Genomic DNA, 23,268 nt, shown 5'->3' with positions numbered 1-23,268 from the left:
CATCGACTCGTCAAAACCCTCTCAACTCCGCGCCGCTTCGATAAATTGCGCCAAGGCTGCCACGGAACCGAAGATTTTCACCACATCGTCCTGCTCGGCATCAATTTTTACCTGATACTTTTTACGTATCGCCAATCCCAGTTCCAGTGCGTCTATAGAGTCCAGGCCCAGACCGTCGTTGAACAGTGCTGCGTGGCTGTCGATGTCCGCCGCATCGACATCCTCCAGCGCCAGCGTGTCGATAATCAGGTGTTTTATTTCAGTTTCCATCTCGCTCATGGCGTTCTCGTTGTTGAGTAAAATAATCCTGTAAATACTGAGTTAAACGCCGCACCGCTATCGAACGCGGCTGCAGTTCTCGGAAAGGCTGCAATTCAATATCCTCGCCGACGATCATTTGCAAATGAAAACGCCGCTGCGGGATTTGGTACCAGGCTTGAGTTTTGGTGAGGGTGCTGGGTTTACAGGTCAGCGTTACCGGCGTGATTATACTATCGGCTTGTAAGGCTATGGCCGCCGCGCCGCGTTGAAAACGATAAGGCTGGCCTGGCACCGAGCGGGTGCCCTCCGGAAAAATGATCATAGTGCCGCCGTTTTGCAGCCAAGTCGCGCAATCGTTGACCATCGTTTCGGAATCGGCGTTGCTGATATAGCCGGCGTTTAAAATCGGTCCGCGCATCGCCGGGTTGTGCCACAGGCTGGCCTTGACGATGCAGTTAGCTTGTTTGATTCGGCTGATTAAAAACACCACATCCACCAGCGTCGGGTGGTTGGCGACAATCAGCTGGCGGGGACGATTGAGTTTTTCCAGGCCGATCACTTCATAGCTCATGACGCCCAGTCTGTGCATCAAGCCTATAAAGACATAAAAACTCAGATGTACCGTGTATTGGCCGCGACCGGCTTTTTCGGCGCGGCTGCCCGGCCATATGGCCAAGAGCGGAAACACCAACAGCCACAGCATCACTCCGCCGATCCCGAAGCTGATAAAGCTGATCGCTGTGGCCAGTAAACGCCAGCCGTAATCGATTTTTTGAATTAGTGTTTGTGCCATTGCCAGCTGCGGTTCTGATCGCCGAACTGCAACATGGCTGGGTCGGCGGGCAGGAATTGGATTAGGGGCGGCAATTGTAGCGGTTACTGGCTATCGTGACGAGTTATCGACGATAAACCTAAAATCAGTCGAGGCGTTTGTGAACCGTGCATGGATGCAATAGGTAAAGCAACACAGGCGTAGTTGCTGAGCAGAACCACGTCCACCCTGCGTCAGGCTCAGGGCGAACGGAATTCGATATGCTCAACATAAATTAACTATGTTTCGTGTGCTGCCAGTCCTAAGGTAGGATGAAGTGCGGACTTTATATGCAGCCCGGTAGCGGACGGGAATCCTCTTTACTGAACTGCGGCAAGGTGGCAAAGGCTTCTTTCAGCTTTTCGTGCCACATCTTGCGGATTTTGCTTAAGTACTCGTTGTCTTCCTGGAAGCAATAGTACTCGTCCAGCGTCAGCGTATCCCGGTGATAAATCAACAGCTCCACCGGCGCGCCGACACTAGCATTGCTGCGCATCGTCGAGTCCATCGAAATCAAGCAGCAGCGCCCGGCTTCGTGCAGTGACGTATCGATTTTTAAAAACCGGTCCAGCACCGGTTTGCCGTATTTATTTTCGCCGATTTGCAGATAAGGGGTCTGCCGCGAGGTAGTGATGCAATTGCCTTCCGGGTAAATCAAATAAGCGCCGTGCGGTTCCTGGCCGATTTGCCCCGCCAAAATAAAAGTGGCGGACGGATTGAAGCTGCTTTGGCCTGCATCCACATGGCGGCGCTGCTTTTCGACGCTGATTCGTCCCAGATAGGCGGCAGCTTCCGACAGATAGTTGACCGTGTCCAGATTAACTTCGGTCTCTTCCTTCATATCGCGCTTCAACTGGTCGATCACGGCCTGGGTGGTGGCCAGATTGCCGGCGCTGAGCAGCACGATCTTCCTATCGGATGCCGTACAAAATGGGTGCATTTTTCCATAAATGCTGACGTTGTCGATGCCGGCATTGGTTCTGGAATCCGAAGTTAAGACCAATCCGTCCTTTAGGGATACAGCAATACAGTAAGTCATGTGCTCTGTGCCTGAATATATGGATGGCCGAAGTGTACTAAAGATACAGGGCAAAGGCCAAGGCAAGTCTTGCATTAGCTTGTGGTTGATTATGCTTGCCGTTAGTGGTTCGGTATTTGCACCACAACGATGCGACATGGCCGGCTTTCGAGATCATTCAGGTGCAAAAGTAGTTGTGTTAACAGCTAGTCGAAATTCTGTGTTTGTCGCGTTAGGTGGGCGGTATTCCAGCGATAAACTTGGATGGAGTCACAATATTTTGCCAATTTGTTGTCCAACTAAGGTCTGAATAGACACTTTTCGGTCGTCAATTGAGACAAGCCTAGGCACTGTTTTTTTTGGAATAATCTATGCTTGTTTACCGCAGTTCTCAGAATAAGATTATTAAAACAGTAACTTAGTAGGGTTTTTCGGGTTGCCGGCAAACCTTGGGTACACATTGTCTTGTAATAAGCGTTTTTTATTTTGAGTGAACAAGCTAGGTGCGGGGGTGTCTAGCCAGTATGGATTTTTGAGTGGTTTTTAACGGAAGGTGGATGAATGCCATTTTGCAGGTATCGTCGGGGTTTGTCGGTAGGTGAAGGCGAGCCGCTGATTTGCCTGACAGAGTGGGTAAATCCCCGATTTTCAAATGCTGGTAAGAGGAGTTTTATGAACGAATTTTTGCAATCGCACTCGACAAAATTGTTGGGATCAATGCCGGTGGTTAAAAGTTTTGAGGGGCGATTGGCGTCTTTAAACGATTGGTGGGGCAAAATCACGCTGATAGGCAAAATAAATAGCCATAACGTGGCGACGACTATATTGGACGATATGAGTCGTACCCAGCTTAAATTTGGCGAACTGCAGAAACAATTGACCCATAATTTACTGGTCGAGAATCTGCAAAAACTGGTGTTGGATAACTCGTCGAAAGCGCAAGTGGCTATCGATTTGTTGATCCGTAACCTATTCGAACGCACAGCGGATGTGGGCTTTCTGGCAACCGACGACGATATTAGAGTGTTTCTTGGTTCAGAGAATGTCAGCATCGAGCAAACGCAGTTCATTGAAAACAGGCTCCGCGAATACGTCAAAAAATACAGTGTTTACGACGAGATCATCGTTTTTGATACCGAAGGGAGCGTTAAGGCACATTTGGACAAAACCAATCCAATATGCCATTCCAACGATGCCTTGTTGGCGGCAACTTTGAAGTCAGAGCAAGATTATGTCGAAACCTTTCGATATTCCGATTTACAAAGCAATCGTCGCCACTCTTTAATCTATTCCTGCAAAATTACCCAAACCGACGATAAGAGTTCGCCTGTGTTGGGGGTTTTATGTTTGTGCTTTCGCTTTGATGACGAAATGAGCGGCATATTCGATGGACTCTTGATGCCCGGAGATATTGGGGTTATAGCGGTTATTGATCGCGAGGGACAGGTGATCGCCAGTAGCGACGAAAAATTGTTGCCGCTTAACACCGAATTTAAAGGCGATGCGGGCTTGCGGATGCTGAATTATCGGCGTCACGACTATATTGTGAATATGCGCAGGACCAACGGTTACCAGGGTTTTTATGGTCTGGGCTGGCGCGGTCAGATGATGACCGCACTGGATAAGGCATTTAGTCGCGAAGAAATGCTGCTGTCCCGCAATAGTTATACCGAGATCATTTACCAAGCGAGTACTTTTCCGAAGGAATTGCGGGACATACATACGGCATCTTCCGACATCAACACTGACCTTGGCTTGCTGGTGTTAAATGGGCAGATTGCATCGGCCCGCAAAAATGCCACCGAATTTATGCCGGTGCTGGAGGCCATCAAACAAATCGGCTCCGATATTACCACCATATTTAACGCGTCGATTAAGAGCTTGCAGGAAGTGACGGTAATGTCCTCGCATCTCAATAATGCGGGATTTTTAGCGTCCTTGGCGGTGGACATTATGGATCGCAATTTATACGAACGAGCTAACGATTGCCGTTGGTGGGCACTGACCTCAGCGTTCAGAAGGGGCTTGTCCAATACGGCGCTTAGTTTCGCCGAAACCCGGCAAATCAGCGAGATATTGCAATACATTAATGCGCTTTACACGGTTTACACCAATCTATATCTCTACGATAGCCAAGGTCGAATTCTGGCGGTCTCCGCGCCCCAACAGCAGATGTTAGTCGGCATCAAGCTAGACGAGTCAAGCGGCGCGACCGAGGCTTTAAAACATAGTGATTCACAACACTACACGGTCTCGGCATTTGAGAAAACGCGTCTCTATAGTAATCGGCATACTTACATCTATAACGCCGCGATTACCGATCTGGACGATTCGCGCAAGGTGTTGGGCGGCATAGGCATTGTGTTTGATAGCGAGCCGCAATTCGAATCGATGCTGAACGATGTTTTGCCGCGCAATAAACAAGGTGAGGTGTTGGCAGGCTGTTTTGGCGTGTTTGCGCAGCGAAACCAAACAATTATTGCCGTCGCCAATAATCCCGCACTCAAGCCAGGGGATACTCTGGAGGTTGATGCAGCATTTTTTGGATTGAAAACCGGTCATCGCAGTTCGGAAGTGATACAGCTAAACGGTACGAGCTACATTTTTGGCGTCGCTGTATCCAAGGGCTACCGCGAGTACAAAGTGCAGGATGGTTATCGTAACGACGTGATTGCCATGGTGTTTATCCCTTTTTGACGGTAGCGGTTCAATTGGTCGCTCGGGGGCGTGCCGAGCAACCTCGTGGCGGATCGCCAAAGTTTTCTGGTTTACACGGGCAATGGCAATCCCGATTCAATGTTAAGCGTCAGAACTAGTCGGACAACATTTGCTACTCCCCCCAAAATATCGTCGGCAAACAGGAAGAGCTGCTTGTCCGGCGCGCATCATTCATCCAATGGAGTGCGCGTTGCGGAGATGATGTCAGTCGGGCCGCACCCAACGGTGACTGGGTCGACCGCGCTGATTTGGGCTATTACGAAATTGCAGATTACTTGCAAACACGATTAGGCTCTGCGGTCCGGGGGGGATTGAGGCTTGCCGGGCACGCTACAGATGCAACTCCTGGCGTCGGCGCATCCTACCCAGCCATTGTATATTTAGCGCATCTTGCCGGGTGTTGGAGTAAGTTGTTTGATACACCGTGAGGCTGGCTTTCAGTATACTGAGCCGACACGTTTAAATTAGCGGCGGGTAATTCATAGATGATTAATAAACCAGGCCTGTATCTCATTGCTGGAGTAGCTGCCGTTGTGCTTGTCGCCAGCGGTTTTTATCTCAAGGATGGCAGCCGGCGGAGCGATGCCTTGATCCTATACGGCAACATGGATATTCGCCAGGTCGAACTGAGTTTTCACGATCCGGAACGCGTCGAGCAGATCCTGGTTCAGGAAGGCGAGCGGGTCAAACGCGGTCAATTGTTGGCGACACAAGCGTTGGAGCGGTTTCAATACAGCCGCGACCAGGCCGCAGCCAAGGTGGATGTGCAACAACATCAGCTGGATAAACTATTGCACGGTTCGCGGCCGCAGGAAATTGGTAAGGCCGGCAACGACGTCAAAGCGGCGGAAGCGGCTGTGGTATTGGCCAAGAAAGAGTTGGCCCGTTTACAAGTGCTGGTTAAACGCAAACTAAGTTCCACCGAGTCCCTGGATCGGGCGAAAGCCCAATACGACGCGGCCCAGCAGAGTCTGCAAGCCTTGAAACAGCAATATGCGCTGACTGAAATCGGCCCGCGCCGGGAAGATATTCAAGCAGCGCAAGCACAACTGAAAGCCGATCAGGCCGCGTTACAGCTGGCAGATAAAGTCCTAGCCGATGCGCGCTTGTACGCGCCACAGGATGGTGTCGTCCAGAACCGCATCCTGGAGCCCGGCGACATGGCCAGCGCCCAAAAGCCGGTTTTGACGTTAGCCTTACGCGAGCCGTTATGGGCTAGAACCTATGTGGCGGAAGCTGATTTGGGACGACTGCGTGTTGGTCTGCCGGCTAGTTTGGCCAGCGACAGCTTTCCGGATAAAAGCTATCGGGGCTGGGTAGGGTACATGTCGCCGACTGCCGAATTTACGCCTAAAACGGTGGAAACCACCGAACTGCGCACCAGCCTGGTCTATCAAGTGCGGATCTACGCCTGCGACCCGGACGATCAATTACGGCTGGGGATGCCGGTCACCGTGGCGATAGACACTCAGCAAGCACCGATGACGCAACCGAGCTGCGAACCCGCGCCGTGACTGCCATCGCGGCCGATGCCGCTCCGGCGCCGCTGACTTTCAAGTCGGTAAGCAAACGCTTTGCCGCCGGTGACCGGGTCGTATCGGCCTTGCGGGATGTTTCCTTGAGTCTGCCGCTAGGTCAAGTCACGGCCTTGGTCGGTCCGGACGGTGCCGGAAAAACCACCTTGTTACGCTTGGCGGCTGGCTTGTTGTTGCCAGACAGCGGCAGCATAGCCAGTTTTGGTTTGGATACGGCCACCGCCGGCGCCCAATTGCACCAATTAATCGGCTATATGCCGCAGCGTTTTGGTCTTTATGAGGACTTGAGCGTGCTGGAAAACCTCAATCTTTACGCCGACCTTTACGGCATATCGCCGCAGGACAGGCAACAGCGTTTCGCCGAGCTGATGCGCATGACCAATCTGCAAAAGTTCAATCAGCGTCTGGCCGGCCAGCTATCCGGCGGTATGAAACAAAAACTGGGTTTGGCCTGCACCTTGCTAAATCGGCCAAAATTATTGCTGCTGGACGAACCGTCGGTCGGCGTAGATCCCTTGTCGCGCCGCGAGCTATGGCAAATTATCGAGTCCTTGGTAGGGCAATTCGGCACCACGGTCTTACTCAGCACGGCGTACATGGATGAGGCCGAGCGTTGCCAGCAGGTGGTATTGCTGGATAGTGGCGAAATTCTGCATCAGGATGCGCCGGCCGGCTTTCATCGCTTGGCCGAGGCTTGCAGTTACCAGCTGTCCAGTCCGGTACTGGGTAAACGCATGCTGCAACAACGTTTGCAGATGCATGCCGATCTAATCGACTCGGTGGTACAGGGGGACGCGGTGCGGGCGGTGGCGCGACCCGCTTCTTGGCCGGATTGGATGGCAATATTCGATACTGCCGAACAAGTCCGAATTACCTCGGTGCCGCCGCGTTTGGAAGATGCCTTTATCATGTTGCTACTGGCCCGGCACGACGAAAAGTTGCCAGTGGAAACCGTCTGTTTTGTATCCGGCAATGGTTCGCGGTTTTTGGCGACTGAGCAACCGGCAGTGATTGAAGTCGAGCAAGTTGACCGCTGGTTCGGCAATTTTCAGGCGGTTAAGAAGTTGTCTTTCGAGGTGCGGCACGGCGAGATTTTCGGCTTGCTCGGTGCCAACGGCGCCGGCAAAACCACGACATTCAGAATGTTATGCGGCTTGCTGCCGGCCAGCAACGGCCGCTTGCGGGTGGCCGGCCTGGATCTGCGCACGGCAGCCGCCCAGGCCAGAGCCCGGCTGGGTTATATGTCGCAGAAGTTTTCCTTATATGGACAATTGTCGGTCAGGCAAAATCTGCAGTTTTTCAGCCATGCCTACGGTTTGCGCCATAAACTGCGGCTGCAGCGCATAGCCTGGGCGTTTCAAGAGTTTGACCTCACAGAGTTTGCCGACACCAATAGCGTCGATCTGCCACTGGGGTATAAACAGCGCTTGGCGCTGGCTTGCGCATTGATGCACGAGCCCGAAATCTTGTTTCTCGATGAACCGACCTCCGGCATCGATCCGTTGGCGCGCCGCGAGTTTTGGAATCGCATCAACAGTTTGGCGGCGCAAGGGGTAACGATATTGGTCACCACGCATTTCATGGAAGAAGCCGAATATTGCGACCGGCTGTTAATCATGCGCGAGGGCGACATCCTGGCCGCCGGCACGCCGGCCGAGATTCGCAGCCGTAGCCAAACCGCCGAGCAAGCGCCGGCCGAGACGATGGAAGAAGCCTTCATTAGGCTGCTGGAACTCACAGGAGCGTCGGCCGAATGAGTGTCGCCAGCCAGCGCCTGCTGGGCCTGATTCGCAAGGAGTTTTTACAAGTGCTGCGCGACCCCAGCAGTCTGGCGATTGCCTTTGCGATGCCGGTGTTCTTGCTGTTGTTGTTTGGTTACGGGGTGTCGCTGGACGCCCGCCGCGTGCCGATCGGCCTGGTCATCGAGCACGTCTCGCCGGCGTCGCGCAGTTTTAGCGCCGGTTTCGATTATTCGGACTATTTTCAAGCGCATTACTTCCGCGATATGCGTGAGGCCCGGCAGGCCTTGCTGACCCGAAAAATCAACGCCATCGTGCATTTGCAAGCCGATTTCGACCAGCGGCTGACCGGCAGCGAACCGGCGCCGATTCAGGTTATCGTCAATGGCGTGGATGCCAATACCGCCCGCCTGACCAGCGGATATGTGCAAGGCGTTTTTGAAGCCTGGCTCAACGCGCGCGCCGCTTGGCAAGGGCAGGAAGCACCGCAGCCGGTGCAATTGGCAGCCCGGGTTTGGTACAACAGCGCCTTGCGTAGCCGCAATTTCCTGGTGCCGGGCTTGATCGCCGTGATCATGACTTTGATCGGTGCCTTGCTGACCGCTTTGGTGATGGCCCGCGAATGGGAGCGCGGCACGATGGAAGCGTTGATTTCGACGCCGGTCAGCGTCCGCGAAGTGCTGCTAGGCAAATTGATTCCATATTACTTGCTGGGCATGGGCGGCATGTTGCTGTCGATAAGCATGGCGGTGTTTTTGTTTCAAGTGCCCTTGGTCGGTTCTTTGTGGGTGTTGCTGGTGGCGGGCACATTATTTTTGCTGGCGGCACTGGGGATGGGCTTGTTGATTTCGATTGCGGCGAAGAATCAGTTTGTGGCCGGGCAAATCGCTATTGTCGTCACCTTCCTGCCGGCCTTTATCCTGTCTGGATTCATTTTTAATATCGACAGCATGCCGTGGGCGGTGCAACTGTTTACCCACCTGGTGGCGGCCCGTTATTTTGTGGCGATTTTGCAGACCGTATTCCTGGCCGGCAATATTTGGGAAGTGATTTTGCCGAACGCTTTGGCCTTGTTACTGATGGCCTCGGCCTTCCTGGCATTGGCCCTATGGCGGGCGCCGCGCCGCCTGGAGTGACGAGTATGTGGTGGCGCATTCAGGCTTTATTGATCAAGGAATTCCTCAGCCTGCTCAAGGATAAAAAAAGCCGCTTTGTCTTGATCGTACCGCCGCTGGTGCAGTTATTTTTGCTCAGCTATGCCGCTACTTACGATCTAAACCAACTGCCGATCGCGATTTACAACGAAGACCGCGGCAGCGCCGCCCGCGATTTGATTGCCCGCTTCAATGGTGCGCCGGCGTTTCGGGAAGTGTTGCGCATCGAGCGCCAGGAGCAAATCGCCGCAGCGCAGGACAGCAAGCAGGTGTTGATGGTGTTGCATATTGGCCAGTCATTCAGCCGCGATTTGCTGGGCGGCCGGCAACTGGCGCCGGTGCAGATATTACTGGACGGCCGCGATTCCAATACAGCCCAGATTGCCTTGGGCTATGCCCGTAATGTGATCAGCCAGTTCAACAGCGACTGGGCGCGCCAGCACAACCAAACCGGGCCGCCGGCGGAATTGCGCGTCAGGGCCTGGTTTAATCCCAATCTGGAAAGCCGCTGGTTCATCGTACCCGGTATCGTCGGCTTGTTGACTTTGGTGGTGACGATGACGGTAGCCGCGTTGTCGGTGGCGCGGGAGCGGGAGCAGGGCACGTTCGATCAACTGCTGGTGACACCGTTTACTCCGGCGGAAATTCTGATTGGCAAGGCCATTCCCGGCCTGATCATCGGCGTAGCAGAAGCCTCGTTCAGTATTTTCATGGTGGTATTTTGGTTTCAGGTGCCGTTGTTGGGCAGCTTGGCCGCGCTGTATATCGGCATCGTGTTGTATGTGTTTTCGGTGATCGGCGCCGGTTTGATGATTTCTTCGCTATCGGTCACCCAACAACAGGGCCTGCTGGGCGGATTTCTGGTGATTGTGCCGGGCGTCATCCTCTCCGGCTACGCCACGCCCATCGAGAATATGCCGGAACTGGTGCAGCAGCTGACGTTCGTCAATCCGCTACGTTATTTTTTGATCATTATCCGCGGGGTATTTCTGGAAGGCTTGGGGATCGCCGATTTAATCGACCAATACTGGCCGCTGGCGCTGATCGGTCTGTTCTGTTTGAGCTGCGCCGGACTGCTATTTCGTAAACGGATGTATTGAACGCTGCTGAACAGCAGTTTGCCTGCGGTATTGCGCGGTGTTAGGCGTCCGGCTTTGTCCAAATCCTTACAATCGGCCGGCGGGGATTGTGCCGTTACAAACATTAGTGGGTCGCTTTTTGGGTTGTTTGGGGTTTTTTTGTAAAAATTCACATATTTATCAATGCTTTAAATTGATTTCATAACTGGCATGGCCTGTGCTTTCTCACTGCATAACCAATCAAGTGAGGTGAAGAATATGGAACTGCCAGTAATCAACGAAACTCCAGCAGCCAGCGCAGGCGGCTGCTCCTCCCATTCTTGCGGTACAAGTGATGATCAACTCGGCCATTTGTCCGACGAGATTCGCTCCAAGGTAGAAAATCATCCTTGTTACTCGGAAGACGCTCACCACTATTTTGCCCGCATGCACGTGGCGGTGGCGCCGGCCTGCAACATCCAATGCCACTATTGCAACCGCAAATACGATTGCTCCAACGAGTCACGTCCCGGTGTGGTTTCCGAGTTGCTGACGCCGGACCAAGCCGTGAAAAAAACCATGGCAGTGGCAGCCAACATTCCGCAAATGACTGTGTTGGGCATCGCTGGCCCTGGTGACCCATTGGCCAATCCTGAGCGTACTTTCGAAACCTTCCGCCGTTTGAGCGCTGAAGCGCCGGACATCAAGCTGTGTGTTTCTACCAACGGTCTGGCCTTGCCGGAGTCGGTCGAAGAATTGTCCAAACACAATATCGACCACGTCACGATCACGATCAACTGCGTTGATCCGGAAATCGGCGCGCAAATCTATCCTTGGATTTTCTGGGAAAACAAACGCATCAAAGGCGTGAAAGGCGCGAAGATTTTGATCGAGCAGCAACAAAAAGGCCTGGAAATGTTGGCGGCCAAAGGCATTTTGGTCAAGGTCAACTCGGTGATGATTCCCGGCGTCAACGACAAGCACTTGGCTGAAGTCAGCAAAATCGTCAAAGCCAAAGGCGCTTTCCTGCACAACGTCATGCCGTTAATCGCGGAAGCCGAACATGGCACTTTCTACGGCGTCATGGGCCAACGCGGTCCGACTCAAGATGAATTGATGGACCTGCAAGACTCGTGCTCCGGCGACATGAACATGATGCGCCATTGCCGGCAGTGCCGCGCCGACGCGGTTGGCCTATTGGGCGAAGACCGTGGCGACGAGTTCACCATGGACAAAATCGAGGCGATGGAAATCGATTACCAATCGGCGATGGAAAAACGCAAAGTCATTCACGAAGCAATTGCCGAGGAAATGCACAGCAAGCGCGCCGCGAAGGTCGAAAAAGCCGCCAGCCATGCCGACGAGCCCAAGCTGAACACCCGTCCGGTGCTGATGGCCATCGCCACCAGCGGCCAAGGCGTCATCAATATGCACTTCGGGCATGCCAAGGAATTCCTGATCTACGAAGCATCGCCAAACGGCGTGCGTTTCATGAGTCATCGCAAAACCGATTTGTATTGCGGCGGCGACGATACCTGCGGCGACGGCGAGAGCGTGTTGCAACAAACCATTCGTTCCCTGGCCGGCTGCGAAGCGGTGTTGTGTTCCAAAATTGGCTACGAGCCTTGGGACTTGCTGGAAAAAGCCGGCATCGTTCCAAATGGCGAGCACGCGATGGAGCCTATCGAAGAAGCTGTGATGGCTGTCTACAAGGAAATGGCTGCCGCCGGCAAGTTGGACGAGGCTGCACCACAAGAAGAACGGGCGACTGCCTGATCCGATATTTCCTCTCCTGCGTGAGAGGGTTGGGTAGGACGAAGCAAAACAATGGCTTTTGTAATTCTCCTCTCCCCAGCCCTCTCCATCAGGAGAGGAAGTTTGTCCCATTGGGTTGGGACATACGATGTTACGAATCGGTTTTGCCTTAAGGGCATTTCCACCAAACGCTAAATCACAGAATACAAAGGTAACGTCATGGCCTTACAAATTATCGAATCCTGCGTCAACTGTTATGCCTGCGAGCCGTTGTGCCCTAGCAAGGCGATCTATATGTCGGAAAAAACCGGGCATTTCAGGATCAACCCGAAAAAATGCACCGAATGCGAAGGCGATTTTAAAGATACGCAATGCGCCAGCATTTGCCCGATTGAAGGGGCGATTCTCGACGCACTGGGTGTGCCGATTAACCCGCCCGGCTCGCTGACCGGCATCCCGCCGGAAAGAATGGCCGAGGCGATGGCGGAACTGCAAGCCCATTGATGGCCATGGCCACCGTGCATTTCTATGAAAAGCCGGGCTGCTTGAACAATACCCGGCAAAAGCAATTGCTGAGTTCCGCCGGCCATTTGCTGGTGGTTTACGACCTGTTGCAGCAACCCTGGGGCAAGGAACCGGCCAAGCTGCGCTCGTTTTTCGGCGACATGCCGGTGGCGGACTGGTTTAACCGCAGCGCGCCGGCTGTCAAACAAGGGTTGGTCGATCCAAATGCTGTCAGCGCAGACGAAGCTATAGCGTTGATGGTGGCGCAGCCGTTGTTGATTCGGCGGCCTTTGATGGAGGTCAATGAACAACGCGTCTGCGGGTTCGACCAACAACAAGTCGATGCCTGGTTGGGTTTGGCGGCCTTGGCGTCGAACAAGGATTTGGAAACCTGTCCCAAGCAGGCGCACGCCGAGGCCTGCAAGCCATGAACAGTGTCCAGTTGGAGAGCGAAGACGGCGTACCGCTTGCCGTGGCTTTATCCGAACGTGTGCATTGGGTTGGCGCGCTGGACCCAAATCTGCGTACCTTCGACATCATTCTGAAGACCGCCAACGGCACTAGCTACAACGCTTATGTGGTTCGCGGCAGCGAAGGCGTGGCGGTGATCGACACTGTGAAGGAAGGTTTTGCCAACGACTTTTTCGCCCGCCTGGAAAGCGTGGCCGATTACGCGGAAATCAAAGTCATTGTCCTCAATCACTTGGAACCCGACCATACCGGCGCCTTGCCGGAGCTGATGAAACGGGCGCCGCAAGCACAGTTATTCATTTCCCAAAAAGCCCAGTCCATGCTCAAAGGCTTGCTGAAGCAGGACGAGTTGAGCTTTACCCCGGTGGTGACCGGCGACAAAGTGTCCTTGGGTGACCGCAGTTTAGAGTTTTTGCACACCCCCTATTTACATTGGCCCGACACCCAATGCACCTATGCCCCGGAAGAAGCGATGCTGTTTTCCGGTGATGTGTTTGGCTGCCATTTTTGCGACAACCGTTTGTACAACGATAAGGTCGGCGATTTTCGGTTTTCCTTTGAGTACTACTACGCCCACATCATGCGGCCGTTCAAGGAGTATGTGGTTAGGGCCTTGGAATTGATCGAACCTTTGCCGTTGAAACTGATTGCGCCCACTCACGGGCCAATTTTGCGCGACCGCCCGCAGCATTACATCCAACGTTATCGGCAGTTATCCAGCCCGGCGCTGCATAACGAACTGCGGCCCAATCAAAAAACTCTGCTGATCTTTTACATCAGTTCCTACGGCAATACCCGGCGCATGGCGGAAGCCATTTATCAAGGGGCGATGCAAATTGAGGACGTGCGGGTATCGCTTTACGACCTGGAAGGCGGTGAGGTTGCACCGTTCGTCGATCTGATCGAAGAAGCCGACGGTCTGGTGCTGGGTACGCCCACCATCAACGGCGATGCGGTCAAGCCCATTTGGGATCTGCTCTCGTCGCTGGCGGTGGTCAATCTGAAAAACAAACTCGGCGGCGTATTCGGTTCTTACGGTTGGACCGGCGAAGGTGTGCGCCTGGTGGAAGACCGCTTGCGCGGCTTGAAACTGCGCGTGCCGATTCAAGGCCTGCGCGTCAAGCTGATTCCTACCGACGACGAAATACACGAGTGCAAAGCCTTTGGTCTGGAGTTGGCCCAAGAGCTGACCGGGGCCAGAGAGTCGCGGGTGATTAATTTTGCGGACCTGTAAACCGGATTACACAGACGCTTGCTATTGAGTCTACAGCGGTATTCGTAGGCTAAACCGATCCACGGACGCATCGGTGAACTCATCGGCCGTAAGGCTGGTGAAAATCAGGAATCGTTTCGGTTCCAAACCGGGAGTCCTCAGATTAGAGGCTGCCGAGATTACTTTTAAACCTTATGGAGTTTTTACAATGGCCAAAGCGACCATTACATTTGAAGATATAAACGTGACGGTTACCGTCCCCGCCGGCACCCGGGTGATTGAGGTGTCCGAGAAAGTAGGTTCCGGGATTACATACGGTTGCCGGGAAGGCGATTGCGGAACTTGCATCATGAAAGTGACGGGCGGCTGGAATAACCTGACCGAGCCGTCCGTACTGGAAGACAAAATTTTGCGGGAAAACATGGCCGGCAAACACAACCGTCTGGCTTGCCAAGCGCAAGTCTTAGGCGGCGAAATTTCCCTTAAACCAGTTTAAGCAACGCAAAAGGAGTAACACATGGCTTTAGTCACATTTACCAGTCCCGAATACCGGGATAAAACCGTCTACGCCGTTGCCGGCAGTCACACCCAGACTATTTTGAAGCTGGCTTTGGAAAACAAGATCCCCATCAATTTCGAATGCGAAGACGGCGAATGCGGCACTTGCGTGGTCCGCGTCACCAGCATCGACAAAAAAATGGAGCGCATGGGTGGCACGATGACTGAGAAGGAAAAATCCCTGCTGAAACAAATCGGTAAAGTCACTACCGAACAGTTGGAGCAAATGATCGTTGACGACCTGCCGCCGGAATGGCGTTTGGCTTGTCAGATGATCGTTAGGGATGAAGATATTCGCGTTGAGTATTAAGCATCTGCGTCGTCGTTAAAAAGGCCGGAGAATCGAGTATGAGTTGCACACTTAGCATGGCATCGAATGATAGGGCAGAGCCCTTGGTTATGAAGTCGCGGCAACACATTTATGAGGATCTGTTGGCCTGTGCCGACCAGTCGCCTAACAGCGTCTGGTTGGCGCAAATTATCGCTAGTTGGTGTATTGGTGATGGCGTGCTTCCCGATAGATTGGGCTTGAACCCAATACAATTTGAACAGCTTATCGACCGCTACTTTCCTGGCTATTTCTTGGCGCCGGATGCCTTTTCCGGTAGCAAGCTGGATTACAGCCGCATGTTGGAAAAACAGGATTTGGAAATCCTGCTGGGGCAATTTGCCGCCAATCCCGGCGCGGAAACCGAATGGCTAATCGCGCTGATCGTCGCCGCTTGTTTGGGCAGTGATCATCTCTGGCAGGATCTGGGTTTGTGGTCCCGCAGCGATTTGTCGGCCATGCTGGGCTACAACTTTCCGGAATTGCTGGTGCGCAACAGCAAAGACATGAAGTGGAAAAAGTTTTTGTACAAACAACTGTGCGAAGCGGAAGGCTTATACGTTTGCCGGGCGCCGTCCTGCGAGGTCTGTAAAGATTATGCGCAATGCTTTGGGCCGGAAGATTGAAACGTTTTCGTTCTTCCAGTGTTGACGCTAATTTGATGTCAATCAGCTTGGTTTCCTTGAGCCAACGGCTTTATCCGATCACATCAAACCCAAAATCCGATAGGCTCCTTTCGTGTTTAAAACCACAGTAACTGGCGCGTTGGATTTGTTTTCCCAATACCAGCCGTGCGAGCCTTCAAAGGGCGCGCTTAACGAGCCGCTGGATTGGCTATCGGTCGTTTCCTTATAGCTTTTGAAATAGCCGGTTTTATCGCCTTGCGGCTCGCCGTGAAAATCAAAATACAGCGCCGCGCCATTAGTGGACCACGAATATTCCAGGGTCGCGCCTTTGGCGAGATGGAATTTGTATTCCAGTCCTTCTCCGGCCGGCACCACAATTTTCACCGTATCCTGCCACTGCGAGGGCGCTGCTGGTTGCGCGGCGCTCACCGCCGGCTCCGCGCAAGCGCTCACTGCGCTGCCGGTTTTGCTTGGCAACGATAAACGGGTCAAGCCGGCCATTTCTCCAAACCCGGTCGGATCTATGCCATATTCGGCTGGCAATACGGCGGTGAACAGAATCACGCCGGCCAAACAGATTGCCGACATACTGGCGATAGTTAGCGATTTAACGGATTGAATTGGCGGATTGTGGTCTGGCATCGAATTAGCCATTGATGATGTACCCCGTGATTTGGTAACCGAATAAAATCAAGCCGCCGGACATTAACAGCGTGTTGGTGGCAGTGGAAAAGGTGTAATAACTGCGGTGACGTCGCCAAAAGTCCAACGCGATCAAGATAAACAGCAGAGCCAGAAACTGGCCGATCTCTACACCCACATTAAACGCCAATAAGTTCTTCCAAAGCCCGGTTTCTGGCAGCGAAAAATCCTGCAATTTGGTCGCTAGGCCAAAGCCGTGAAACAAACCAAAAATCATCACCGCCCATTTCGTATTGGGCTGAAACCCCAATAGGCGCTGAAAACCGCCCAGATTGTCGAAGCCTTTATACACAATCGACAGGCCGATGATGGCGTCGATCAAAAACGGATTGACCGAAATGTGGCTTAACACGCCGAACAGCAGCGTCAAGCTATGTCCCAAAGTGAACAGGCTGACATAGACCAACACGTCGCGGGTGCGGAATAAAAAGAAAATCACGCCGACCAAAAACAACAAATGATCGTAGCCGGTGAGCATATGTTTGGCGCCGATGTACAAAAACGGGCCGATGGCGACACCTTGGTTGGCCAGCAAAAATCGTTCGGTATTGACATCGACGCCGTGGGCGAAGGCGGTGGAACTAAGCAGCAATAGCAGGAGCGGTAAACCTATCAGCCAGGTTTTTCGCAAGGTTGCGGGAGTCATGTTTAAAAATCCAGTTGTCATGGCGCCGAGTATAGCCGACTCGGATATTGGGGTTAATAAATGGCAAGTACAGCATACCGCGTTTATTAATCTGGCCATTAAATGCCGCGAGCCCGTCATGACCGCAAAAGCCGGAGCCATTCATAATAAGCAGAGAAACTTCGGTAGCAACTGCGCTTCAGCCTGCGCGGGAGTAGTGATCTTTAAGGGCTGGGTGAATAATTTTTTATCCGTGTTGAACCTTTGCAAATCTCCGGTGATTTACGAGGTAATTGCCCTGCACGAAATGGCCGGTGTTAATCTGATCCCGCCGGTATGACTTGACTTGACTTGACTTGACTTGACTTGACTATGCAAGGGCAAGGGGATGCTCTTTATTCAACCGGTTAACGCATAAATGACAACACGCGAATAAGTTAAAAACAACAATTACCCCCATAAACAGTGCCGATTGATCGGCCACCAATAGCCTAGTTCCAAGGCAAACCAAGCACCAAAGGATTTATATGAATAGTTCTAAAATCAGTCCATCCGGCCACTACATGGCCTTGGCGGTGTTATCCGCGCTGCTAGGTTCGCCCGCCTGGGCTGCCACCATTAACGTTACCAATTTATTGGATGTGGCAGCAGTGGCGGACGGCAGTTGCACACTGCGCGAAGCGGTCGCCAATGCCAACAGCGACAGCGATACCACGGGCGGCGATTGCCCGGCCGGCAGCGGTGCAGACACCATCACCTTTGGCGTCAATGGTACCACCGTGTTGAACAGCACCCTGACCATCAGCGATGCCGATGGCCTAACGCTGGATAGCTTAGGCCGCAGCGTCACCTTAAGTGGCGGTAACGCCGTGCGCGTGCTTTGGGTGACACCCGGCGCGGGTTTGACTTTAAAGAATTTGACCGTCGCCAACGGTTATGCGGACCCGCTGGGTGGCGGCGTTTATAACCAATTCGGTAGCCTCACTGTCTTGAATAGCACCTTCGTCGGCAATACCGCGACCCGCACCGGCGGCGGTATCGCCAACTACTCTGATACCACACTGGCCAATCCCGGCGGCAATCTGACGGTGGTTAACAGTACCTTCTCCGGCAACCGTTCGGTTTTCGGCGGCGCGATTAGAAACTCCGGTATCTCGGCGACTATCACTAACAGCACCATTGTCGGCAACAGCGTGCAGTTGCCAGTTTGCCCGCCGGGCTTTTTTTGTTCGCTGGAAGACAACGGCGGTGGCATCGAAAACCTGGGTACGCTGAATCTACACAACAGCATCGTCGCCGGTAATACGGCAGCGGTGGGTGATGCCGACATCGGCGGTTCGCCAACCACCGCCAGTTACAACTTGATCGGCTTTCCCGCCAACTTGTTTTACCGATGGAACGGGGTTGACCCGATATTGCCGGTGCATGGCAGCAACGGCAATATCACCGGCGTGGATGCCAGTACTTTGGTGGAAGCTAGTTTGGCCAACCACGGCGGTCCGACTCAAACCTTGGCATTGATCCCCGGCAGCGGGGCCATTGATGCAGCCGATAACCTATTGTGCGCAACTGTGCCGGTAAACAATGTCGATCAACGCGGCTTGGCTCGTCCGCAAGGCCCGCAATGCGACATTGGTGCTTTTGAATTAGAGTCTGCGCCAGCGGCGGATTTGGCCGTCAGCGGCACGGTAAGCGCGGCGATGGTGCGCGATAGCCTGACCTGGACCATTGTCGTTAAGAATAACGGCACAGCCGATGCCACAGGTGTGACGTTAATCGATACCTTGCCGGCCTCCGGTTTATCCTCAATCTCTGCAACCGCATCGCAAGGTAGTTGCAGTGCGCTAGCCAGCGGTAAGATCACTTGTCATTTGGGTGGTCTGGCTAACACTGCCAGCGCTACTGTCACCGTCAAAGCCATTCCTAGTGCTGCGCTTACGTTGAGCAATCAAGTGAACGTGCTTGCCGATCAAACCGACGGCCAGCCGCTCAATAACAGCGCCACGCAAACGGTCGCGGTTCAGCCGCTATTGTGCAACGGTCTGGTGCCCACCATCGTCGGCACTCCAGGTACGGATACTTTAGTCGGTACGAAACGCCGCGACGTCATCCACAGCCTGAGCGGTAACGACACCATAAGCGGCGGCGCAGATAACGACGTCATTTGCGGTGGCCTAGGCCAGGATACGCTGAAAGGCGATGCCGGCAACGACACCCTCAACGGCGAAGCCGGTACAGATAGCTGCGACGGCGGCGCCGGTACCGATACCGCAGCCAATTGCGAGGCTAAAACCGGTATTCCTTAAGTCGTACCGGAGTTATTAACCCGGCACTTAAATACCGTTTGCGGTGAGCCTTTCGAAGGGCGCACCAGCTAGGGCTTCAAAGAGTTTAGCCCGAACGGCGTATCTGTAAAAAAGGGCCGGGTTAAAACAACGTGACATCCAGCGAAAACCCACAAAGCCGGCTGCTTGTGCCGGCTTATTTTTTAGGAATAGCCGGATGCCGATTACCCAAATGATCTATATCGTCCAGGCTCATGATCGGCGAATACATCAGATCGTTAATATCGCTGGAGCGCTCCCACCCCAAAACCATCTGGCCGATGGCGCGTTTGGTCATTTTTATAAATCGGGATTCAAGCTGTTGACGACCGCCGGGCGAGTTTTCCGGTTCCGGATGCATGCGCGCTGCCGAAACCACCGAACAGCGGCAGACCTTGTCGTGATAGGAAAACTGGAACCGAAAATTCCGGGCCCGGCTGTTGATGTCGCGATTGGTCAGAAAAATAAAATAGGTGTTGCCGTCCGCTTCCGGCAAACGCTGCATCACGGTTTTAGCTTGCTCGAAGATGTCTTCCGCCGCGAATTGTTGACTGCCCGGCATCGGCATCAGACCTTGCGTGCCCATCGCCACCGTGCCTTTAACCCACAGGCCGAACTCCTTACTCAAATCCCTGCCTATTTGCGCGGCAACATCTTCCGAGAAATCATTCAACGGAATCAGATAAACATTCACCGGACCGGTTTTTTCGGTGGAGGCCGGTGGGTAGAGCGAGGCGGTGGATAGGGTTTTTGGCGTTGGAGCCGGGTCGGCTGCGGCTAATGGCTGGGTATAGGGGGAGCTTGTTGTGCAGCCGGCTAACGCGGCCAACAAAAGAATCGTCATTGATAAATGTTTCATTCGGATTGTCCTGAGTTTACATATTCTGAATTGTCGGTGTTGAAGGGGATGCTTGAGCAGTGATGTTTGTGGCGATGTAAATGCAGCTATTGGTGTCAGGCAAATAGCAATTTTTCATTACAGGGTCTTGCGTTCCTGGGGCACGGTATCTTCGCGGTCATCATTGCCGCCAGGCTATTGCTGGATTGAAAAACCGGGTGTAGGTCATCTAGTTCTTCTAATGGATTGTTACGCGAAGTATATAAGTTTTGAGGCATGCGTAATTATTGCGTGCGAATAGTATGTCAATCTGGTGAAGCCAGAAGAACAGTTGCTCATGTGATTGTTGAATGGCGTGATTTATTGCACGCCTCGCTAGTATCCGGCCGCAATACCCGCTAGTATCGGTCCAACAAAGTAACAGGTGGATTTGAATATGACTATTACCGAACTACATCAGCTACCCGCCATCGAAAAACTCAAGATTATCGAAGCGCTTTGGAATGACTTAGCCGAAGACGAGACCAATCTTCCGCCTCCGGCGTGGCACGAAGCCGAGCTAAAACAGACTGAAGCCGGGTTTTTGTCCGGAGACATTGAGGCTGTGGATTGGCTGCGGGACAAACAAGCTGAAAAAGAATTACATATTCCGAAGTAGCAAGTTCGCGCGATTCGATGTTTTTGTGGGATAGAAATCAGGATGAGTTGCCCCAGTAATTGGATTTGCTATGTTGAACCAGTCCGCAACATCCTGAAACAGCGAACCAAAAATGGGAATGTCGTGCTGACATTTCGGTACTTGTGGCCAATTGAGCTTTATGAGAGCCTGCAACCCATGAGTAGTTTCGGAATATTCCTTAGGCAGTAAGTAATCAAGATAAGCTTTAGGGTGACGTTCATGAAGCCACCACAGCTTATTATCGTTGGCTTTTTTTGTGTTTTCTATGCGACAGGTAGGTAACCATTTCGGGTCATTGGTCTCAAACTTTTCTACGTCCGATTGATGAACGAGCTTTGGAATTACTTCTGTAGGCACACCTGCCAGCCCAAGCGCCACGGTATCACCAAATAGATAAGCTTCCACCATAGGCTTGAGCAAATGGAAAGAACATTTATCACGAATGACGCTCCGAATCCTCGATTCTTCGGCAGATATGCCTTTGGCCTTAAGTTGGATAGCATTGTTCACCGCAGCCTGAAAGTGTTCGGCTATGACGTTTTCTCGCCCCAAATTTTCAAGCTCCACATCGTCTATAACGATAACTAAATCGGCTGGGCTTTGCCCTTTCTTCTTACCTTCCAGAGCTTCGACAAGCATGGTTTTCGCAAGCTCTTTCATGGGATTCGATAACAAACCACCAGCGCTTAATGGTTGTAACTGATATGCACCGCATACCAATTGTTTTGCCAAAAAATCCAATTTACGTCTCCTCACCCCAGCCCTCTCCAGAAGGAGAAGGGGCGGGCTTTCAGCGACCTTTCGGGTTTTGTGATTCGCTGATTAGCCCCAGTTTTTGAACATTAAACCAATCGTACCGGCCCCGGGTATTTTGCAACCAGCGCATCGGCAGTTAAAAGCGTTATGCCTTCTACGTTGGCTTGCGCAACCAGGATGCGGTCGAAGGGGTCTTTGTGGATGGGTGGTAGACTTTCGATGAAAACCGCGTGATCGCTGCCGATGGGGATTTCGTTATAGCCGTTGTCCAGCAAACCGCGGCGCAGCACTCTTGCGTCTACTTGAAAGTCATCACGGCCGAGGCCGCGTTTGATGGCGATTTCCCAGAGACTGGCGGCACTGAAAAATAGCTGGTTTTGCATGTCTTCCAGCATCCGGCGAGCTTGTTCAGGTAGCAAATCTGGCGAGCCAGCCGCCCAAAGCAGCAGATGGGTATCAAGCAGCAGTTTCATCGTCAGCACCGAATAACTGCGCAATCTCTTCACTGCCCATTCTGTCGAAATCGTCAGGCACTTTGATATATCCGCTCAGGAACCCCAAACGTCGGATTTGATCGCCCGTTGGGCTGTCTAGCGCGGAAACCTTGACGAGCTGTTTACCCGCCTTGGCAATCACGAACGGTTCGCCTTTCGCAGCTTGTTCAACCAATCGAGATAAGTGAGTTTTTGCTTCGTGTATATTTACTGTTTGCACGAAGATCTCCGATAAACCAAGTTGAGTTGGTTTAGTCTATCACGCATCTTTCCCGTTTGTCCCCTCAAAGCACTAGCCGTTGCTGATTTAGCCGGCTAATAAACTCTCGTATGGAATCGCCAAGCCGTCGTGTAAGCGTTTGATCATTCTTAGGCTTAAAGGGCGTTTGCGGTTAAGGACTTCCGATACGCGGCCGCTGCTACCGATATAGGTTTCCAGGTCTTTTGCGCTGAGGTTTTGCTGCTCCATACGGAATTTGATGGCTTCGATAGGATCTGGCGGGGCGATGGTGTAATGTTTGTTTTCGTAAACCTCGATCAACGTAACCCATACCTCCATTTCATCGGCCTCCGGCGTATCCGGTGCGGCTTGGAATATGGCTTCCAGCCGTTGAAAGGCGGCTTTTAATTCATCGTCGTTTCGGATTGGCTTAATAGTCATTGACCGTCTCCACGTCAATTAGGTCGTATTGGGCATGTGTGCCAACAAACTTTATCCAGGCAATGCCGGCGCGATATTGCATTTCTACTACTAGACGGTATTTGTTGCCGCTAATGTTAAATACTACGCGATTGTTATTGCAGATGCTGGCATTACGATATTGATTCTTGATGGCTTGCGGTGAAGGCCAATTGGCTTTCAGGGCTTCTTCGTACCAACTTTCAAGTGGGCCTTTTGCATCGCGATGCGAGGGCTGTTCCCAAAATTTCTTGATGGTGCTTTTTGCTATGACCCGCATGATTATAGAGTTTTATCTCCCCAATTGGGAGCAGTGTAAGAGGTGCCGTTACTCTACGCAACGAACAAATATTCGCTTAACAAGTGCGCTGAGACTAAATGCGCAAAGTGCATGTCGCTCGCCAATTGAATTTGCGTTACTG

The 23,268-nt window shown here is 52.7% G+C and carries 26 protein-coding genes; 15 read left to right on the top strand and 11 right to left on the bottom strand.

Annotated elements, in window-relative coordinates; genetic code table 11:
- Window positions 1–21: 21 nt before the first annotated feature.
- From EBB_RS16890 to EBB_RS16880, 3 genes are all read right to left on the bottom strand, one after another.
- On the bottom strand, window positions 22–279 hold the full coding sequence (locus EBB_RS16890) for a phosphopantetheine-binding protein (RefSeq protein WP_192394873.1): 258 nt from the start codon (window positions 277–279) through the stop codon (window positions 22–24).
- Entirely contained in the window at window positions 260–1,054 is a 795-nt protein-coding gene (locus EBB_RS16885; RefSeq protein ID WP_192394872.1) for a lysophospholipid acyltransferase family protein, read from the bottom strand. Before EBB_RS16885 ends, EBB_RS16890 begins: the two co-directional genes overlap by 20 nt.
- A gap of 304 nt (window positions 1,055–1,358) precedes the next feature.
- Window positions 1,359–2,111 carry a proteasome-type protease gene (locus EBB_RS16880; RefSeq protein ID WP_192394871.1) on the bottom strand — a complete coding sequence of 251 codons (753 nt, stop codon included), beginning with the start codon at window positions 2,109–2,111 and terminating at the stop codon, window positions 1,359–1,361.
- Between the two features lie 651 nt (window positions 2,112–2,762).
- Between EBB_RS16880 and EBB_RS16875 the strand changes: the two genes are divergently transcribed.
- The 12 genes from EBB_RS16875 to EBB_RS16820 all read left to right on the top strand — a co-directional run bounded on the left by EBB_RS16875 (window position 2,763) and on the right by EBB_RS16820 (window position 15,749).
- The gene (locus EBB_RS16875) at window positions 2,763–4,787 is read left to right on the top strand and encodes a cache domain-containing protein (RefSeq protein WP_192394870.1); all 2,025 of its coding nucleotides are present in this window, start codon (window positions 2,763–2,765) and stop codon (window positions 4,785–4,787) included.
- Between the two features lie 506 nt (window positions 4,788–5,293).
- Complete coding sequence (locus EBB_RS16870) at window positions 5,294–6,322, top strand: HlyD family secretion protein (protein WP_192394869.1); 1,029 nt, start codon at window positions 5,294–5,296, stop codon at window positions 6,320–6,322.
- The gene (locus EBB_RS16865; protein WP_223146841.1) at window positions 6,319–8,100 is read left to right on the top strand and encodes an ATP-binding cassette domain-containing protein; all 1,782 of its coding nucleotides are present in this window, start codon (window positions 6,319–6,321) and stop codon (window positions 8,098–8,100) included. Before EBB_RS16870 ends, EBB_RS16865 begins: the two co-directional genes overlap by 4 nt.
- A complete protein-coding gene (locus tag EBB_RS16860; protein ID WP_192394868.1) occupies window positions 8,097–9,218 on the top strand; it encodes an ABC transporter permease in 1,122 nt (373 codons plus the stop codon). The genes EBB_RS16865 and EBB_RS16860 overlap by 4 nt, the downstream gene beginning before the upstream one ends.
- Window positions 9,219–9,223: 5 nt before the next feature.
- The gene (locus tag EBB_RS16855; protein ID WP_192394867.1) at window positions 9,224–10,336 is read left to right on the top strand and encodes an ABC transporter permease; all 1,113 of its coding nucleotides are present in this window, start codon (window positions 9,224–9,226) and stop codon (window positions 10,334–10,336) included.
- Between the two features lie 237 nt (window positions 10,337–10,573).
- Window positions 10,574–12,070, top strand: a complete 1,497-nt coding sequence (gene nifB / locus EBB_RS16850) for a nitrogenase cofactor biosynthesis protein NifB (RefSeq protein WP_192394866.1) — start codon at window positions 10,574–10,576, stop codon at window positions 12,068–12,070.
- A 198-nt stretch (window positions 12,071–12,268) separates the two neighbouring features.
- Window positions 12,269–12,553, top strand: coding sequence for a 4Fe-4S dicluster domain-containing protein (locus EBB_RS16845; RefSeq protein ID WP_036274323.1), 285 nt, complete (start codon window positions 12,269–12,271; stop codon window positions 12,551–12,553).
- Window positions 12,553–12,984, top strand: a complete 432-nt coding sequence (locus EBB_RS16840) for an ArsC/Spx/MgsR family protein (protein ID WP_306790014.1) — start codon at window positions 12,553–12,555, stop codon at window positions 12,982–12,984. Before EBB_RS16845 ends, EBB_RS16840 begins: the two co-directional genes overlap by 1 nt.
- A complete protein-coding gene (locus EBB_RS16835) occupies window positions 12,981–14,258 on the top strand; it encodes an FprA family A-type flavoprotein (protein WP_192394865.1) in 1,278 nt (425 codons plus the stop codon). Before EBB_RS16840 ends, EBB_RS16835 begins: the two co-directional genes overlap by 4 nt.
- A gap of 187 nt (window positions 14,259–14,445) precedes the next feature.
- Window positions 14,446–14,733 carry a 2Fe-2S iron-sulfur cluster-binding protein gene (locus EBB_RS16830; RefSeq protein ID WP_192394864.1) on the top strand — a complete coding sequence of 96 codons (288 nt, stop codon included), beginning with the start codon at window positions 14,446–14,448 and terminating at the stop codon, window positions 14,731–14,733.
- Window positions 14,734–14,754: 21 nt separating this feature from the next.
- A complete protein-coding gene (locus EBB_RS16825; RefSeq protein WP_026602163.1) occupies window positions 14,755–15,105 on the top strand; it encodes a 2Fe-2S iron-sulfur cluster-binding protein in 351 nt (116 codons plus the stop codon).
- 38 nt (window positions 15,106–15,143) lie between these two features.
- Window positions 15,144–15,749, top strand: coding sequence for a nitrogen fixation protein NifQ (locus EBB_RS16820; protein WP_192394863.1), 606 nt, complete (start codon window positions 15,144–15,146; stop codon window positions 15,747–15,749).
- A gap of 78 nt (window positions 15,750–15,827) precedes the next feature.
- On the opposite strand, the gene EBB_RS16815 is transcribed toward EBB_RS16820, so the two are convergent.
- Window positions 15,828–16,403 (bottom strand): hypothetical protein, encoded by a 576-nt coding sequence (locus tag EBB_RS16815; protein ID WP_225587473.1) that lies wholly within the window; start codon window positions 16,401–16,403, stop codon window positions 15,828–15,830.
- Complete coding sequence (locus tag EBB_RS16810; protein ID WP_192394862.1) at window positions 16,396–17,097, bottom strand: HupE/UreJ family protein; 702 nt, start codon at window positions 17,095–17,097, stop codon at window positions 16,396–16,398. Before EBB_RS16810 ends, EBB_RS16815 begins: the two co-directional genes overlap by 8 nt.
- Here EBB_RS16810 and EBB_RS16805 point away from each other — a divergent pair.
- Together EBB_RS16805 and EBB_RS16800 are read left to right on the top strand one after the other, a co-directional pair.
- Entirely contained in the window at window positions 17,096–17,416 is a 321-nt protein-coding gene (locus tag EBB_RS16805) for a hypothetical protein (RefSeq protein ID WP_192394861.1), read from the top strand. The two genes, EBB_RS16810 and EBB_RS16805, sit on opposite strands and share 2 nt — an antisense overlap.
- A gap of 187 nt (window positions 17,417–17,603) precedes the next feature.
- A complete protein-coding gene (locus EBB_RS16800; RefSeq protein ID WP_192394860.1) occupies window positions 17,604–19,382 on the top strand; it encodes a choice-of-anchor Q domain-containing protein in 1,779 nt (592 codons plus the stop codon).
- A 175-nt stretch (window positions 19,383–19,557) separates the two neighbouring features.
- On the opposite strand, the gene EBB_RS16795 is transcribed toward EBB_RS16800, so the two are convergent.
- Window positions 19,558–20,259, bottom strand: a complete 702-nt coding sequence (locus EBB_RS16795) for a hypothetical protein (protein WP_192394859.1) — start codon at window positions 20,257–20,259, stop codon at window positions 19,558–19,560.
- A gap of 415 nt (window positions 20,260–20,674) precedes the next feature.
- On the opposite strand from EBB_RS16795, the gene EBB_RS16790 reads away from it, so the two are divergent.
- Window positions 20,675–20,896 (top strand): addiction module protein, encoded by a 222-nt coding sequence (locus tag EBB_RS16790; protein WP_192394858.1) that lies wholly within the window; start codon window positions 20,675–20,677, stop codon window positions 20,894–20,896.
- Here EBB_RS16790 and EBB_RS16785 read toward each other — a convergent pair.
- The 5 genes from EBB_RS16785 to EBB_RS16765 form a co-directional block, all read right to left on the bottom strand.
- A complete protein-coding gene (locus EBB_RS16785) occupies window positions 20,879–21,658 on the bottom strand; it encodes a hypothetical protein (protein WP_192394857.1) in 780 nt (259 codons plus the stop codon). The genes EBB_RS16790 and EBB_RS16785 overlap by 18 nt on opposite strands.
- A gap of 101 nt (window positions 21,659–21,759) precedes the next feature.
- A complete protein-coding gene (locus EBB_RS16780; RefSeq protein WP_192394856.1) occupies window positions 21,760–22,146 on the bottom strand; it encodes a type II toxin-antitoxin system VapC family toxin in 387 nt (128 codons plus the stop codon).
- Entirely contained in the window at window positions 22,130–22,387 is a 258-nt protein-coding gene (locus EBB_RS16775) for a type II toxin-antitoxin system Phd/YefM family antitoxin (RefSeq protein ID WP_192394855.1), read from the bottom strand. Before EBB_RS16775 ends, EBB_RS16780 begins: the two co-directional genes overlap by 17 nt.
- Before the next feature lie 87 nt (window positions 22,388–22,474).
- On the bottom strand, window positions 22,475–22,828 hold the full coding sequence (locus tag EBB_RS16770; RefSeq protein WP_192394854.1) for a helix-turn-helix domain-containing protein: 354 nt from the start codon (window positions 22,826–22,828) through the stop codon (window positions 22,475–22,477).
- Window positions 22,818–23,126 (bottom strand): type II toxin-antitoxin system HigB family toxin, encoded by a 309-nt coding sequence (locus EBB_RS16765; protein ID WP_192394853.1) that lies wholly within the window; start codon window positions 23,124–23,126, stop codon window positions 22,818–22,820. The genes EBB_RS16770 and EBB_RS16765 overlap by 11 nt, the downstream gene beginning before the upstream one ends.
- Window positions 23,127–23,268: the final 142 nt, after the last annotated feature.

Origin of the sequence: Methylomonas fluvii (genome assembly GCF_014850975.1) — a bacterium.
Lineage (GTDB): Bacteria > Pseudomonadota > Gammaproteobacteria > Methylococcales > Methylomonadaceae > Methylomonas > Methylomonas fluvii.
Note: the sequence above shows the minus strand (reverse complement) of the source record. Positions and strands in the feature narration are given on the sequence as shown.

What these genes read in the sequence shown, in the direction of transcription:
- EBB_RS16835 (WP_192394865.1), top strand. Translation starts at nt 12,981, where the DNA reads ATGAACAGTGTCCAGTTGGAGAGCGAAGACGGCGTACCGCTTGCCGTG.
- EBB_RS16840 (WP_306790014.1), top strand. Translation starts at nt 12,553, where the DNA reads ATGGCCATGGCCACCGTGCATTTCTATGAAAAGCCGGGCTGCTTGAAC.
- nifB (WP_192394866.1), top strand. Translation starts at nt 10,574, where the DNA reads ATGGAACTGCCAGTAATCAACGAAACTCCAGCAGCCAGCGCAGGCGGC.
- EBB_RS16885 (WP_192394872.1), bottom strand. Translation starts at nt 1,054, where the DNA reads ATGGCACAAACACTAATTCAAAAAATCGATTACGGCTGGCGTTTACTG.
- EBB_RS16800 (WP_192394860.1), top strand. Translation starts at nt 17,604, where the DNA reads ATGAATAGTTCTAAAATCAGTCCATCCGGCCACTACATGGCCTTGGCG.
- EBB_RS16890 (WP_192394873.1), bottom strand. Translation starts at nt 279, where the DNA reads ATGAGCGAGATGGAAACTGAAATAAAACACCTGATTATCGACACGCTG.
- EBB_RS16860 (WP_192394868.1), top strand. Translation starts at nt 8,097, where the DNA reads ATGAGTGTCGCCAGCCAGCGCCTGCTGGGCCTGATTCGCAAGGAGTTT.
- EBB_RS16820 (WP_192394863.1), top strand. Translation starts at nt 15,144, where the DNA reads ATGAGTTGCACACTTAGCATGGCATCGAATGATAGGGCAGAGCCCTTG.
- EBB_RS16765 (WP_192394853.1), bottom strand. Translation starts at nt 23,126, where the DNA reads ATGCGGGTCATAGCAAAAAGCACCATCAAGAAATTTTGGGAACAGCCC.
- EBB_RS16790 (WP_192394858.1), top strand. Translation starts at nt 20,675, where the DNA reads ATGACTATTACCGAACTACATCAGCTACCCGCCATCGAAAAACTCAAG.
- EBB_RS16870 (WP_192394869.1), top strand. Translation starts at nt 5,294, where the DNA reads ATGATTAATAAACCAGGCCTGTATCTCATTGCTGGAGTAGCTGCCGTT.
- EBB_RS16830 (WP_192394864.1), top strand. Translation starts at nt 14,446, where the DNA reads ATGGCCAAAGCGACCATTACATTTGAAGATATAAACGTGACGGTTACC.
- EBB_RS16805 (WP_192394861.1), top strand. Translation starts at nt 17,096, where the DNA reads ATGTTTAAAAATCCAGTTGTCATGGCGCCGAGTATAGCCGACTCGGAT.
- EBB_RS16825 (WP_026602163.1), top strand. Translation starts at nt 14,755, where the DNA reads ATGGCTTTAGTCACATTTACCAGTCCCGAATACCGGGATAAAACCGTC.
- EBB_RS16770 (WP_192394854.1), bottom strand. Translation starts at nt 22,828, where the DNA reads ATGACTATTAAGCCAATCCGAAACGACGATGAATTAAAAGCCGCCTTT.
- EBB_RS16815 (WP_225587473.1), bottom strand. Translation starts at nt 16,403, where the DNA reads ATGGCTAATTCGATGCCAGACCACAATCCGCCAATTCAATCCGTTAAA.
- EBB_RS16845 (WP_036274323.1), top strand. Translation starts at nt 12,269, where the DNA reads ATGGCCTTACAAATTATCGAATCCTGCGTCAACTGTTATGCCTGCGAG.
- EBB_RS16880 (WP_192394871.1), bottom strand. Translation starts at nt 2,111, where the DNA reads ATGACTTACTGTATTGCTGTATCCCTAAAGGACGGATTGGTCTTAACT.
- EBB_RS16795 (WP_192394859.1), bottom strand. Translation starts at nt 20,259, where the DNA reads ATGAAACATTTATCAATGACGATTCTTTTGTTGGCCGCGTTAGCCGGC.
- EBB_RS16780 (WP_192394856.1), bottom strand. Translation starts at nt 22,146, where the DNA reads ATGAAACTGCTGCTTGATACCCATCTGCTGCTTTGGGCGGCTGGCTCG.
- EBB_RS16875 (WP_192394870.1), top strand. Translation starts at nt 2,763, where the DNA reads ATGAACGAATTTTTGCAATCGCACTCGACAAAATTGTTGGGATCAATG.
- EBB_RS16855 (WP_192394867.1), top strand. Translation starts at nt 9,224, where the DNA reads ATGTGGTGGCGCATTCAGGCTTTATTGATCAAGGAATTCCTCAGCCTG.
- EBB_RS16810 (WP_192394862.1), bottom strand. Translation starts at nt 17,097, where the DNA reads ATGACTCCCGCAACCTTGCGAAAAACCTGGCTGATAGGTTTACCGCTC.